This window comes from Bacillus pacificus (assembly GCF_020861345.1).
In the GTDB taxonomy this organism is placed as follows: Bacteria; Bacillota; Bacilli; order Bacillales; family Bacillaceae_G; genus Bacillus_A; species Bacillus_A pacificus.
In genome coordinates this window covers 529,986-544,672 of record NZ_CP086328.1, presented here as the reverse complement: position 1 = coordinate 544,672, position 14,687 = coordinate 529,986, and the positions used below count along the sequence as shown (strand labels likewise).

The following is a 14,687-nucleotide window of genomic DNA, read 5'->3' as shown; positions in this document are numbered from 1 at the left end:
TTTATTATAATCAGTATATCATATCATCTGACTATTTTGTGGGTATTTTTGTAAAAAACTTATATCTTCTTTGACTTTTTCCTTTCTATCCTTTACAGTCGAAATGTTCGCAAGTTTTACACTGTAGGAGGACTCCAATGAATATTGAAATAAAAGACACTTTAATTTCTGAAGAACAATTACAAGAAAAAGTAAAAGAACTAGCACTTCAAATCGAACGTGATTTTGAAGGAGAAGAAATCGTAGTCATCGCTGTATTAAAAGGATCTTTCGTATTCGCTGCTGATTTAATTCGTCACATTAAAAACGATGTGACAATCGACTTTATTTCTGCATCTAGCTACGGAAATCAAACAGAAACAACTGGCAAAGTAAAACTATTAAAAGATATCGATGTAAACATTACTGGAAAAAATGTAATTGTTGTAGAAGACATTATCGATTCTGGTTTAACACTTCACTTCTTAAAAGATCACTTCTTTATGCATAAGCCGAAGGCACTCAAATTCTGTACATTACTCGATAAACCTGAGCGTCGTAAAGTAGACTTAAAAGCTGAATATGTTGGCTTCCAAATTCCAGACGAATTTATCGTTGGCTACGGTATCGACTGTGCAGAAAAATATCGTAACTTACCATTTATCGCTTCAGTTGTAACGGAATAATCGTATAACTTAAAAAATCGATAGTACATGAAATTTATATCGGCGATTTTCAAAATATATCGACCGTAACTCAAATTATATCGGCGATTTTTTAAATATATCGACCATAACTCAAATTATATCGGCGATTTTTTAAATATATCGACTTACCGACAATAACTGACAATCTTAGCACCCTATTAAATAGGAAGAAGCTGTTCTGAAATACATGAGGACAGCTCCTTTCTTTCCATTACAAAAAACAGGGAGAGATGAAATATGACAAAGACAAAATTTGAAAAAGTACTCCTCATCGTAAATCCAAAAGCTGGACAAGGCGACTTACATACAAATTTGGCGAAAATCGTACCACCTCTTGCGGCTACTTTTCCTGACTTACATATCCTTCATACGAAAAAGCAAGGTGATGCAACGAAATATTGCCAAGAGTTTGCTAGTAAAGTAGATTTAATTATCGTCTTTGGTGGTGACGGCACTGTATTTGAATGCACAAATGGCTTAGCGCCTCTTGAAACTAGACCTACACTTGCAATCATTCCAGGGGGAACTTGCAATGACTTCTCTCGCACACTCGGCGTTCCGCAAAACATTGCAGAAGCAGCAAAGCTTATCACACAGGAACATGTAAAACCAGTTGATGTTGCAAAAGCAAACGGACAACATTTCTTAAACTTCTGGGGCATTGGACTCGTATCTGAAGTATCAAACAATATCGATGCAGAAGAGAAAGCAAAGCTTGGTAAAATTGGTTACTACTTAAGCACTATTCGAACTGTTAAAAATGCTGAAACATTCCCAGTTAAAATCACGTACGACGGACAAGTATATGAAGACGAAGCTGTCCTTGTTATGGTTGGAAACGGTGAATATCTTGGCGGTATTCCTTCCTTTATTCCGAACGTAAAATGTGATGACGGCACACTTGATATTTTCGTCGTAAAATCAACAGGCATTCAAGCATTTAAAGATTATATCGGAAAGAAACTATTTGAAGACTCAAATGAAAATGACATCTTCCACGTAAAAGCGAAATCCATTCATATTGAAACAGAAGAAGAAAAAGAAGTAGATACAGATGGAGAAAGCTCACTGCATACACCTTGTTATATTGAAGTATTACAAGGGCACTTTACGATGATTTATAATCCTGCGGTTGTGTAATACAAAAAGACGAGCTAAAGTTTTAACATTTTAGCTCGTCTTTTTTATTAGAAAGATATTTTAATATGAGTTTTCGTAATCAAACTCCACCCAATTTTTCCAATGTGTATTAGCGTTCTTATTCACAATAACACTTGGATCTTTCTTCTCTATTGCAGCGGCTACTGATTGGAAGAATTCATTTTCACTTACTTTCTCTTCCTCAACATGTTGCCATTCTTCCGTTTCATACGCTACTTCCCAGTTGCCTTCTAAATCAAACTCTTCTAAAATCTCTTCTTTACTCCACCATAATAAATTTCGTGCTTCATTATTAGTAGCAAGCATACGCATAAAGTATGTTGGATAATGCTCTGTCGTTTGTACTTCTATTCCATTATTTATATAATCTTCTTCTGTAAATTGATATTCAAAATGATGCTCACGAATTTTTAAACTGCCGTTATAAATATTCGGTATAAATTCACCTTCATCATCAAACAACTCATAATCGCCATCATTTAATTGTAAAATACAATCATCACCCATTGAATGAGTAATTCTATCTCCATATACTTGAATATCATTAAACACACCCAATGAACCTACACCAACAAGTTGAAACGCCATTAACCAATCCTTATTATCTTTAAAAAAAAGAGAGAATTTCACTTGCGAAATATCCATATATTCATTATCAAAGGCAGGAAATTCATAGTTACTTTGCTTTTTATCTAATAACCTTAAAATCTCTTTTTGCACATGTATCACCTTTTCATTAATATTATCTAACGTTTACCGTGCTCTCATGTAGCTAGAAAAATTCCTCTTTCATCACTATTCGTATACTCAATCTACCTTAACAAAACTACTTTTCCTACTTCCATCATATATAGGCCGCACACCGCTTCCATTCCTCTTACTTACGCATATATTGGAATGTTGTTTCTAATGCAGTGTATTTTATTTTTGCTGGGAGGTGTTATAAATCATGTTCGAATGTAAGAACGAACTAAGTCTTTCTAATATAAAAAACTTAAAATATAATTCCAACATTCCTATAATAGTGATAGCCTTCAATAATGTCACTTATGTAAAAAATATGTTAAAACAATTAGAAAACAAAAAGATAAAAAATGAAGATATATGGATTTGGGATAATAATTCAACCGCTCCTGCTCTGCTTGCTTTTTATGAGCAAATATCAACTAAATATAATTTAGTAAAGAATGCAGAGAACTATGGGCCACGTTTTTTTGTAATTCCCTATTTTTTCGATTTACTTCCAGATTTCTTTGCTGTAACTGATCCTGATTTATCTTTTAATGAAAAAATGCCAGATAACTTTTTAGAGTATTTAAAGCAATTAACAATTGAGCTTTCACTCTTTAAAGCCGGACTTGCTTTAGACATTATACCTACGCCTAATTTCAACTGGGACCTCATGTCAAACGAGGAATGTACAGTAACAGAATGGGAAATGCAGTATTGGCTTTTTCCTATAACTAAATACAATAACCCTAAAGTTTTCAACGCTGGGATTGATACGACTTTTGCTGTTTACAATAAAAAATTTATTAGTAACGGTTTTTATAATGCCGTAAGGGTAGCTGATAATTTTACATGTAAACATCTGCCCTGGTATAAAGACAATATAATTTCAGAAGAAGAAAAAAATATGTTAAATACTAAATGGGCTAACTGGCACGAATAAAGTGAAACTTTATTCAGTGGTTTTTTTCTTCATCCCCCACCTAACTTCTTTGCTTCCGCTGCATTTTGAGGTGGGGGTCTTACTGCCCATTAAAGTCGGATAAACTTTTCAATTTCGCTAGAGTATAACATAGATATGCTTGCCTGTGACATTCTAACAATACTACTCAAAAATAGAAGAATGGCTTGTTTGCATACTCTAGTTATTATTAGATACAATGAAGAAAAGAAGCACCTTATTATAAGGGAGAGGACAAAATTTGTTCAACCAACAATTAGTGAATTTACGCATTGATTTTGCATTTAAACAATTGTTTGGTACGAATGGTAGTGAAGATATTCTCATTGCCTTTTTAAACGCGATGTTACAAGAGTCTTTAGAGTCACCTATTGCTTCTCTACAATTAGAAGATCCACATTTACACCGAGAACACGCAAATGATAAATTATCAATTCTAGACATCTCAGCAACATTAGACACAGGGACAAAAGTAAATGTAGAAATACAGCTTAATAATAATCATGATATGATGAAACGCAGTTTATATTATTGGGGAAAATTATACACATCTCAGTTACAAAAAGGTATGCCCTACAGTGCACTTCGTAAAACCATCACCATTAATTTATTGAACTTCATAATGTTTTTAGATCACAAAGAATTTCATACAACTGGAACGTTATGGAATACACAACAACAGAAACTCTTGAGTGATGACATAGAGATTCACATTATAGAAATTCCAAAGTTAACAACACAATGGCATGAAGAAAAAGTAAATCCGTGGAAAGATCCATTTGTTCGTTGGCTTTTATTGCTTTCAGCAAATGAGGATGAACACTTAACTAAAACATTGGAGGATATTGCTATGAACCGAGATCCTATTTTACAAAAAGCAATAAACAAGTGGGAACGTATGAGTCAAGATTCCTCTTTCCGACAAGCCTATGACGCAAGGGAGAAAGTTTTAATGGATGAGGCCGCAAAATTCGCCCATGCAGAGACAGAAGGTATGAAAAGGGGCATGGAAAAGGGCATAGAAAAAGGCATGGAAAAAGGCATGGAAAAAGGCTTAGCAAAGGGCTTAGAACAAGGTATAGAAAAAGGGCGAAAAGAAGGGGTTCAACAAGGAAAAATTCAAATGATTAAAAGTATGTATGATCTTGGTATACCACTTGAAACGATTGCTAAGGCAAGTAAATTAAGTTTGCATGAGATTGAGCATATTTTAGGACATAAATAATGATAAAAAAGCGTAAAAGAACATCATTTACACTATGTTCTCTTACGCTTTTTTTAGTTTGAATCCATTTTTTATTTACTAACAATCCTAAAATAAGAACAAATCGTTACGTAATAATAACCAATGTAAATAACACTATACACACCGATGCTAATTAATAACGGAACTGCAATTTCATATGGAATAACTGTCGCTAATCCTTTCAGCGCAAATAAAGTGTGTAATATACCAACTACTAAAGGAATGAAGAAGTTAAATCTCATTTGTTTTGCAATTGCCTTTTTCATTTCTTTTCTCGTGACACCGAGTTTTCGAAGAACGATGTAACGCTCACGATCTGCATATGCTTCTGTTAATTGTTTGAAGTAAATGATAGATCCTGTTGCAAGTAAAAATACAAGTCCTAAGAACATACCACTAAACATCATTAAACCTGATATTTCAATGCCTTCACGGAAAATAGTGTAGAAATCACTAAATTGTTCTTTACCTTCTGCATCTTCTTCCGGTATTACTTTCTTTAATTTCTCTGTTAATACTTTACTATTTCTTTCGTCCTTCACATCAATATTTTTCACGGTATGAGAGCCAATTGTCTTCTTTGCTAGCTCATATACTTCGTCTGGAACAACAACTAGAAGTTCATATAAGTTTGTAATGTTTTGTGCTTGTACATCTTTCACTTGTACTGGCGCTACTTCTCCAATTGGGAATGTAGCTTTTCGATTTTTATATACGCCACTATCTCTCTTACCTTCACTGTACATGCCATCAAATGCATACAACTCGTTCTTCTTTAAATCTACAGTTTCTTCATTTAAATATTTTGCGATTGTATTAAATGATGATTGTGCGATAATTTCTGTTGTTCTTGATTGTAATGAAGTTCCATCACCATATTCTCCTATTACTTTTACCGTCTCTAACTCATATTGATGAATGACTTCAGTCTTTTCTTCTTTTAAAATCTTATTTACTTTACGATCCACATGAGTATCTTTCAGTTCATATGAATAACTAACTGGTTTATATTTCTTTGCCTGTATATACGTGTTGTAATACATTGTTACAGAAGTTCCAACCGCTGTTAACGTTACTGCACTTAATACTGCAATTGTCGCTAACGATTTTGCATTTCCTTTAATGCGGTATAGTAATTGAGATGTTGTCACCATTTTCATTCCGTTATAGAATGAAGATTTTTTGTTTCGCCCTCTTTTTAATACAAAGACTGTAAAGAACATAAATAATAAATACGTTCCAAGTACTGTTGCTAATAAAATGTAAAGTGCAAGTGGCATAAAGTTATCATTGTTCGAATTTTTAATAGCCGTTACTGACAAGAAATAACCTGATCCAATTAATAATAAAGAAATGATAGCCATTATTTTAGAACCTTTCGGCATGACTTCGCCTTCGTTATCTGCACGGAATAGCTCGATTAACTTAAATTGATAAATAACGCGGTATCCTTTAAACGACGTGTATAAAATAATAAAACAAAAAATAGCTGCTGTATCTATAACCGCTCCAATTGGCACTTCAAAATGAACATTTACATGTAGCTCTAACATATTTAAAAATAACTCTAGGAACCCTTTTGAAAGTAAACTACCAATTACAATTCCGATTACTAACGATAATAAACCCATTAACATATTTTCATAAAAAAGCATTTTACCTATTTCTTTCTTTCGAATACCGAGTAAAGAATAAAGACCTATCTCTTTCTTTCGCTTTCGTGTAAAGAAACCATTGGAATATATAATAAATATCGCAGCGAAAATAATAAGCATGACACTCGCAAGTTGGAATCCTCGTCCGATGTTATCTCCGGCTTTACTTATTTGTGAATTGTATTGCAACGCCTTAAACGTAAAATAAATGACAATACTAAAAATCATAGAGGCAAAGTATATAAAATAATCCTTAAAATTTCGTTTTATATTACGAAGTGCAATGCTAGATAAGCTCATTTGTCGCACCTCCAGATATGGAAGACATCATATCCATAATTTGCTGGAAGAACTGTTTTCGTGTCATCCCTTTACGATGTAATTCTTTATATAACTTTCCATCTTTAATAAATACAACTCGTTTACAATAACTTGCCGCAAACGCATCGTGCGTTACCATTAAAATCGTCACAAAATCTTTTTCATTCAATGTCTTCATACTTTCTAATAAATCTGTCGCTGACTTGGAATCAAGCGCACCGGTTGGCTCATCTCCAAAAATCATACTTGGATTTGTTACAAGCGCTCTTGATGCTGCGCAGCGTTGTTTTTGTCCACCTGACGCTTCATAAGGATACTGATTTAAAATATGATCTATTCCAAAATTTTTCGCAATCGTCTCAACGCGAGATTCTACTTCTTTCGCCTTCACCTTTGATAAAGCGAGCGGCAGAGCAATATTTTCTCGCACTGTTAACGTATCTAATAAGTTATAATCTTGAAAAATGAATCCTAAATGATTACGACGAAATAGTGCCAATTCATCATCATTCATCTTCACAATATCTTTTCCGTCAATTAAAATCTCACCCTTTGAAGCCGTATCAATAGTAGAAAGGACATTCAAAAGCGTCGTCTTACCAGAACCAGACGGTCCCATAATCCCGACAAACTCTCCTTCTTTCACCTGCAGATGAATATCTTTCAACGCTTCAAACGTATTTCCGCCTGTATCATATATTTTCGAAATCCCTTTCGCTTCTAACATTATTTTCATCTATCTGTACCTCCTGTTATAAGTCGTGATGTTCTCTTTAAGCAACAGAATTCAGTATAAATACATTTTCTTAACAAATAGTAATGGGGTTTCTTAATATTTTCTTAAAAAGAAAAATCCAAAATCAATTCTTATGATTTTGGATTTAATATAGTTAAAATATTAAATTACATTTCGAACAAAAAGGAGCAGAATTCCCTTTTCTAATTTTCGTATCACATTTTGGACAATATACATATCGTTCTTCTATTTTTTGGCGTTCTATCATATGTAAAGATACTATCCTCATACTACACATAATCCCAATTAATATAAGACTAACAATGAGTAGCATCACTCTCACTCCTCCCCTCTCTATTTTACTATAAAATAACAAACCCGATTCTCTCATCAAGAATCGGGTTTATACTTACAATCCTAACTTTACCTTCGCACCATCAGGAATTTTATCTATCGTTACTTGCACTTTATCATGTAAAAACTTCCCTCTTGTAATTACGTGCCAATACGAACCTTTCGGTAACTCATCAACCTCACTAATCGTAACTTCTTTTGACTCGCCTTTCTCATCATAGGCTTTCACTGTATACTCACGGCCTTTATTTCCGCCTAATTCTTTTCCATCATTATCAATAATTGCGTAATGATTCTCTAAATCAATAAACGGATTCATTCGATCAATTGCAGCACTCCCATTTAATAAATATGCCGCTCCTGCTACAATAACAATCATTGCTCCAAAAATGAATCTTTTCATCTATATTCCGCCTTTCATTATGTTTTTATTTATGACATTTCTAAGTATAGAGCGCATTTCTTAATAAAAACTCGTACAGTTTCTTAACTTTTTCTTAATGCAGAAGAAATTTGGCATCACATCTAGGTACATGAAATTATATCGAACACAACTCAAAATATATCAACGATTTTTTCAATATATCGACGTTTCGACAAGGAATATCGACTTACCGACAAAAACTGACAGTAGAGACAACAAAAGAGGCTGTTCCAAAAATGTATTTTGGAACAGCCTCCTCTATTTACTAACTACTGCACTTCTTTTTACATAAAACAAACTGCCAATCAAAACGACAATTACGCCAAAATACACACCATACTCTATCGCAACTGCGACAATACTTTCAATATGTTTCCCAAATAAAGAACCTAGCATAAAGTAAACGAGTGTCCAAACAAATCCTGTCGTATAAGAATACAAAGCATACATCTTAAATGACATATTATTCATCCCAACTACATACGGTACGATATGTCTTACAACCGGTATGAAGTAACTTGTAACTAACGCATAATGACCATATTTCTCTACCATTTGTTGAGATTTCAAAAGATATTTCGCCTTTTTCTTTTTCATTAGCTTATGAAGTACTTTTGTACCAAATATTTTCCCCAATATATAACCTAAAGAAAGCCCAGATACAACACCTAAATATGTTAATAAAAACGCAGGAATGACACTTAATATCCCTAGTGATGATACAAAACCACCGCTCATTACAATCATTTCGTCTGGAATTGGCATACCGATAATGCCTAACCATAAACAGAAAAATAAAGCCCAATAACCGTATTGTTCAATATAAGATAATAATTCATGTAATTCCATTATGCATATGCTCTCCTTAGCTCTTTTTTACAGCTAAAGACGTACGCTGGTGGGAAATTGAGCCACACTTTTTCTAGCTTAATTTCAGGGAAGAAATGCTGTATAAATCCTTTTTTCACAAGTGAATATTGAAATGTAATAAATTCACCGTTTTCTTGTATCGATTCCATTACATTGTTTAAAATACGCTTTGAAACTTCTTCTGGTAAAGAGGTAAAAGGTAATCCCGATAAGACGTAATCCACGCATTCTATATGGAACTCTTCCATATACTTCTTTATATTTTCAGCTGAACCGTGTACAACAATGACGTTCTGCTCATCTTTATATTTTCTCTTTAGCTCTTTGCAAAACACTTCATTAATTTCAATAAGAAGAAATATTGTTTCCTTCTTTTTTCTCTTCATAATCTCCTTCGTAAAAACCCCTGTACCAGGCCCTAACTCTACGATGCATTTCGCTCTATGAAAATCAATTACATCTACCATTTTTCTTGCTAATATTTTTGAACTTGGCGCAATTGCACCAGTATGTTTCGGATGTTTAATAAATTCGTGTAAGAATGTTATGAGTTGCATGTAACCATCTCCCCATTCGTTCAATAGTTTTTAACTTGTTTCTAAGTATAACTATCGTTTCTTAACAAAAATTGAGGAGATTTCTTAAGATTTTATGAAGAATAAAAAACAGCTATCGCCTATAGCGATAGCTGCTCCTTTATTACTTCGCACTCACAATCTTATAATAAGAACGAACCGTTAAGAAGTAATATCCAATATAAATAACACCGTATACTCCGATACTCATTAGAAGCGGAATCATAATTTCAAATTGTATTAGTGTTGCTAAACCTTTTAGTGCAAATAAGCTGTGCAAAATTCCAATCACTAACGGAATTGCAAAGATAAAGCTTACTTGTTTGGCGATAGCTTTTTTCATTTCTTGTTTTGTGACCCCTATTTTGTGAAGTACAACATAACGCTCACGATCAGCATTTGCTTCTGTTAATTGTTTAAAGTAAATGATAGAACCTGTTGCTAGTAAGAATACAAGACCTAAGAACATTCCAATAAACATCATTAGTCCTGTTCCTTCAAGCCCCATATGGAAACCAGTGTAGAAATCTCTAAATGATAGTACCATTTCTGATTCACCAGCTGGCATCACTTTTGTTAATTTTTCTGTTAACACTTTACTATCTTTTTCATCTTTTACATCAATATTTTTTACAACGCGTGTTCCAAATGCTTGCTTCGCTTGTTCATACATTTCATCTGAAACGACAACAACTAGTTCACCTAAGTTTGTAATTGCAGTATTATTTGCATCCTTGATTGTTAATGTCTTCGTTTCATTTCCAATTTGGAATACCGTTTTATTTCCTTTATATGTTGGACTAAACTCATGCCCTTCCATATACGAACTATCATATATAAATGCTTCACCAGCAGCTACATTCACTGTTTCTGCGTCGATTTTTTTAGCAAATTTATTAAATTCTGACTGAGACATAAACTGATATTTCTCTGAAATCCTATAGTTCATGTTAAGAATGAAATCAACTTTGTCTCCTTCAAACTTCCCTTTTACAGGAACTGTCTCAATTTCAAATTGATCTTTGATCGGGTGATCTTTCTTCTCTTCTGCAAAAATCGCATTTACTTTCTTATCAAGCTCTGCATCTTTTTTCTCATAAGAGTAACTGTAAGGTGCAACTGCTTTTGACTGTGTAAATGTGTTGTAATACATCGTAACTGATGTACCAACTGCCGTTAATGTTACCGCGCTTAAAATAGAAATTGTCGCAAGTGACTTTGCATTTCCTTTAATACGATATAGTAGCTGTGACGTCGTTACCATATTCATACCGTTATAAAACGATGATTTATTCGTTCTTGCACGTTTCAATACGAATACTGTAAAGAACATAAATAGTAAGTACGTACCTAATACTGTTGCTAGTAAAATATAAAGTGCAACTGCCATAAAGTCTGCATATTTAACTGCCTTCATGAACATTAATGCTAAGAAATAACCTGAACCGATTAAGACAACTGAAATGAATGCCATAATGACAGATCCTTTTGGCATTGCTTCTCCTTCACGTTCTGCACGGAAAAGTTCAATTAACTTAAAGCGATAAATTAAACGATATCCTTGAAGTGATGTATACAAAATAATCACAAAGAAAATAAGTGCTGTATCAATAATGGCAGCTATCGGTACTTCAAAATGAACGTTTAAGTTTAATCCCATCATGCTTACTAGCAGTTCAAGGAATAATTTCGAAAGGACGCTACCAATCGCAATTCCGATAATTAAAGACATTAATCCCATTAACATATTTTCATAAAAGAGCATTTTACCGATCTGTCTTTTACGAATACCTAATAAGGAATATAATCCAACTTCTTTTTTACGTTTCCTTGTAAAGAAACCGTTTGAATATATAATGAACACCGCTACGAATATAATTAGCATGACACTGGAAACTTGGAAAGCTCCACTAATTTTTTTAGAAGCTTCCGCAGCTTTTTCCATTTGTGAATTATATTGCAGTGCTTTAAATGTAAAGTAAATAACGATACTAAAAATCATAGATGCAAAATATACAAAGTAGTCTTTAAAGTTCCGCTGTATGTTGCGGAGGGCAATGCTAGATAAGGTCATCAGCCATACCTCCGGAAATAGAAGACATTACGTCAACGACTTGTTGGAAGAACTGTTTACGCGTTAATTCACCGCGGTGCAATTCTTTATATAACTCACCATCTTTAATGAAAATAACTCGTTTACAGTAACTTGCCGCAAACGCATCGTGCGTTACCATTAAAATTGTAGAGTTGTCATATTCATTTAGCGACTTCATACTTTCAAGTAAATCTGTTGCTGATTTAGAATCAAGCGCTCCAGTCGGCTCGTCCCCGAAAATCATACTTGGATTTGTAACGATTGCACGTGATGCCGCACATCTTTGCTTCTGTCCACCAGATACTTGATATGGGAACTGACTTAAAATATGATCAATACCGAATTTCTTTGAGATTTCAAGAACGCGGCGATCAATCTCACTCGCTTTCACTTTTGATAACGCAAGAGGTAACGCAATGTTCTCTTTTACAGTTAACGTATCTAATAAGTTATAATCTTGGAAAATGAAACCTAAATGATCGCGGCGGAATAACGCTAACTTATCATCATTCATTTTCACGATATCTTTTCCATCAATTAAAATTTCACCGTTCGTCGCATTATCAATTGTAGAAAGAACGTTTAGTAAAGTCGTCTTACCAGAACCAGAAGGTCCCATAATTCCAACGAACTCACCTTCTTTTACTTGTAAGTTAATACCTTTTAACGCTGCAAATTTATTACCACCCGTGTCATACACTTTTTCAATATTTTTTGCTTCTAACACTGTTTTCATCTCGACATCCCTCATTTCATCTATTCTCTATTTTCACTATATACATTCTCTACTTTTTCCACTATCGATGTTTCTTACACAAACATGACAGTTATGTAAGACCGGTAAGCAAAGAAATCAAAATTTAACCTAATGAATCAAAGTACTTTGTTACTATAACATTGGGATATCATGCCATCCATTCATTCTCCTTACAGGAACATTACAATTTTGTAAGGTACAAAATGTACCCTACAAAGTTGTGCACGAAATGTCGGGTGGAGCTATTTCGTTCCTGCTATTCTATGTACAGAGGAGGTCATAATATGGATTCACTTAAAAATATGAATGCTGCAATGCGATATATTGAAAACAACTTAACAAATGAAATTAATTTTAAAGAAGTTGCGAAGCTAGCTTACTGCTCGGAATATCATTTCAAAAGAATGTTTTCTTTCCTAGCTGGCATATCACTATCAGAATACATTCGTTGTAGACGTCTTACTCTCGCTGCTTTTGAACTAAAAAATAGCGATGCAAAAGTCATTGATGTCGCTATCAAATATGGATACAACTCACCAGATTCATTCTCTCGCGCCTTTCAAAACTTACACGGCATAACACCTTCAGAGGCCCGAAATAGTAGTCATTCCTTAAAAGCCTATTCACCAATGACCTTCCAATTATCCATCCAAGGAGGAAACGAAATGAACTATCGAATTGAAGAAAAAGAACCATTTCGAATTATAGGTATTACAAAACGAGTACCGATTGTATTTAACGGTGTAAATGAAGAAATCGCTTCTATGTGGAATCGTTTAAATCCAAAGTCCATTCAAACGTTAAAGTCACTTTCAAACATGGCACCGAATGGAATCATTAGTGCTTCTACTAACTTTTCTGAAGGCAGAATGGAGGAAAAAGGCGAACTCGATCACTACATTGGAGTAGCCACAACGAAAGATTGTCCAGAGCAATTCGCGCAACTTGAAGTCGCAGCTTCAACGTGGGCTATATTTGAAGCTGTCGGCCCATTTCCTGAAACATTACAAAACATATGGGGCCGTATTTATTCCGAATGGTTTCCTTCCTCAAACTATGAACTAGCGGAAGGACCGGAAATATTGTGGAATGAACAGAAAGATACATCCTCTCCAAACTTTAAAAGTGAAATTTGGATACCGGTTTTGAAGAAGTGATAAAAAACAAAGCTGCTTTTCCTTGAAAGGAAAAGCAGCTTTGTTTACATTTTTAGTTCTTTTTTATAAGCAACATAAGAATATCCCATCGTTAATCCTACTGCCCCGACAATAATTCCAATGATTAGGAAACCTTTCCACGCTACGGGGGCAAAAATACTTAAAATCATAATAACCCCTAATACAACAAACACTTTTCCGCTAAAACGGTGTGTCTTTCTCCATACTTCCTCGTTACTTAATGTCCACGGTGTTTTTATACCTACAAAGTAATTTGGTTTACATTGTGGTAAATAGTTACCTATAACCATAAATAAAAGACCAACAAGAATATGCGGTGTACTATTCATTGGAATGTCATAACCTAATCCAGCTCCAATTCCAATGATATTTACTAAAAATAATAAGATCAATACACTATAATTTATTACATTATATCCCTTAGAAAACTTATCATAATTCTTATACTTCGGATCTATCTTAGGCAATACAGTCAATAAAGCATATATAAAAACCATAATTGCCACATCAAAAATCATACCTCCCATTTTAGACATATGTCCATCTACTTCACCCGAAACATTCCAGTGACTCGGAACTTCTTCTGGTAAATTCGGCCAAGCAACGCACCATGCAATAATCGTTAAAGCAATTAATAATAACGGAAATACATGTTTTCTCATTTCCCCTCTTCCCCCTTATTCGTAAACGTAAACACCCAAGTTAATAAATCTTGAAATACAGTTGTGTTTAGAGAGTACATAACGAACTGACCTTTTTTTTCATCTTGAATAAGTTCAGCATTTTTAAGTGCGTTTAAGTGGTGTGAAATACTTGGCTTTGTCATATTGAAATGTTCAGCAATCTCACCAGCGGTTAGATCACCTTCTTTTAATAAGTCTAAAATTTTTCGCCTTGTTGGATCTGCTAATGCTTTAAATGCTTGATTCAATGTCTTTC

At 33.9% G+C, this 14,687-nt stretch carries 16 protein-coding genes; 5 read left to right on the top strand and 11 right to left on the bottom strand.

From position 1 onward, the window contains the following. The first annotated feature begins 137 nt into the window (after window positions 1-137). Window positions 138-665, top strand: coding sequence for a hypoxanthine phosphoribosyltransferase (gene hpt, locus LMD38_RS02775; RefSeq protein WP_001019304.1), 528 nt, complete (start codon window positions 138-140; stop codon window positions 663-665). 258 nt (window positions 666-923) lie between these two features. After that, a complete protein-coding gene (locus LMD38_RS02770) occupies window positions 924-1,826 on the top strand; it encodes a diacylglycerol/lipid kinase family protein (protein WP_062822610.1) in 903 nt (300 codons plus the stop codon). Window positions 1,827-1,886: 60 nt separating this feature from the next. On the opposite strand, the gene LMD38_RS02765 is transcribed toward LMD38_RS02770, so the two are convergent. After that, a complete protein-coding gene (locus LMD38_RS02765; protein ID WP_062822609.1) occupies window positions 1,887-2,567 on the bottom strand; it encodes a DUF7003 family protein in 681 nt (226 codons plus the stop codon). 229 nt (window positions 2,568-2,796) lie between these two features. Between LMD38_RS02765 and LMD38_RS02760 the strand changes: the two genes are divergently transcribed. Together LMD38_RS02760 and LMD38_RS02755 are read left to right on the top strand one after the other, a co-directional pair. After that, complete coding sequence (locus LMD38_RS02760; RefSeq protein WP_016718757.1) at window positions 2,797-3,519, top strand: glycosyltransferase family protein; 723 nt, start codon at window positions 2,797-2,799, stop codon at window positions 3,517-3,519. 259 nt (window positions 3,520-3,778) lie between these two features. Beyond that, a complete protein-coding gene (locus LMD38_RS02755; RefSeq protein WP_062822608.1) occupies window positions 3,779-4,762 on the top strand; it encodes an Rpn family recombination-promoting nuclease/putative transposase in 984 nt (327 codons plus the stop codon). 71 nt (window positions 4,763-4,833) lie between these two features. Here the strand turns inward: LMD38_RS02755 and LMD38_RS02750 are convergent, their stop codons facing one another. From LMD38_RS02750 to LMD38_RS02715, 8 genes are all read right to left on the bottom strand, one after another. Then, complete coding sequence (locus LMD38_RS02750; RefSeq protein WP_016718759.1) at window positions 4,834-6,738, bottom strand: ABC transporter permease; 1,905 nt, start codon at window positions 6,736-6,738, stop codon at window positions 4,834-4,836. After that, window positions 6,725-7,495 carry an ABC transporter ATP-binding protein gene (locus tag LMD38_RS02745; RefSeq protein WP_062822607.1) on the bottom strand — a complete coding sequence of 257 codons (771 nt, stop codon included), beginning with the start codon at window positions 7,493-7,495 and terminating at the stop codon, window positions 6,725-6,727. Before LMD38_RS02745 ends, LMD38_RS02750 begins: the two co-directional genes overlap by 14 nt. 154 nt (window positions 7,496-7,649) lie before the next feature. Next, the gene (locus LMD38_RS02740; protein WP_000924675.1) at window positions 7,650-7,829 is read right to left on the bottom strand and encodes a hypothetical protein; all 180 of its coding nucleotides are present in this window, start codon (window positions 7,827-7,829) and stop codon (window positions 7,650-7,652) included. 75 nt (window positions 7,830-7,904) lie between these two features. Beyond that, window positions 7,905-8,252 carry a YxeA family protein gene (locus tag LMD38_RS02735; RefSeq protein WP_016718761.1) on the bottom strand — a complete coding sequence of 116 codons (348 nt, stop codon included), beginning with the start codon at window positions 8,250-8,252 and terminating at the stop codon, window positions 7,905-7,907. A gap of 279 nt (window positions 8,253-8,531) precedes the next feature. Continuing rightward, window positions 8,532-9,122, bottom strand: a complete 591-nt coding sequence (locus LMD38_RS02730; RefSeq protein WP_073530082.1) for a DedA family protein — start codon at window positions 9,120-9,122, stop codon at window positions 8,532-8,534. After that, entirely contained in the window at window positions 9,122-9,700 is a 579-nt protein-coding gene (locus LMD38_RS02725; protein ID WP_062822605.1) for a class I SAM-dependent methyltransferase, read from the bottom strand. The genes LMD38_RS02730 and LMD38_RS02725 overlap by 1 nt, the downstream gene beginning before the upstream one ends. A gap of 142 nt (window positions 9,701-9,842) precedes the next feature. Continuing rightward, entirely contained in the window at window positions 9,843-11,792 is a 1,950-nt protein-coding gene (locus tag LMD38_RS02720) for an ABC transporter permease (protein ID WP_016718764.1), read from the bottom strand. Beyond that, window positions 11,779-12,549: an ABC transporter ATP-binding protein gene (locus LMD38_RS02715; protein WP_000859654.1), complete on the bottom strand. Its 771-nt coding sequence runs from the start codon at window positions 12,547-12,549 to the stop codon at window positions 11,779-11,781. Before LMD38_RS02715 ends, LMD38_RS02720 begins: the two co-directional genes overlap by 14 nt. Before the next feature lie 305 nt (window positions 12,550-12,854). Between LMD38_RS02715 and LMD38_RS02710 the strand changes: the two genes are divergently transcribed. Next, window positions 12,855-13,727 carry an AraC family transcriptional regulator gene (locus tag LMD38_RS02710; protein ID WP_062822604.1) on the top strand — a complete coding sequence of 291 codons (873 nt, stop codon included), beginning with the start codon at window positions 12,855-12,857 and terminating at the stop codon, window positions 13,725-13,727. Window positions 13,728-13,771: 44 nt separating this feature from the next. On the opposite strand, the gene LMD38_RS02705 is transcribed toward LMD38_RS02710, so the two are convergent. Then, window positions 13,772-14,410, bottom strand: coding sequence for an SdpI family protein (locus LMD38_RS02705; protein WP_062822603.1), 639 nt, complete (start codon window positions 14,408-14,410; stop codon window positions 13,772-13,774). Next, entirely contained in the window at window positions 14,407-14,679 is a 273-nt protein-coding gene (locus tag LMD38_RS02700) for an autorepressor SdpR family transcription factor (RefSeq protein ID WP_001070523.1), read from the bottom strand. The genes LMD38_RS02705 and LMD38_RS02700 overlap by 4 nt, the downstream gene beginning before the upstream one ends. Between the last annotated feature and the right edge of the window lie 8 nt (window positions 14,680-14,687).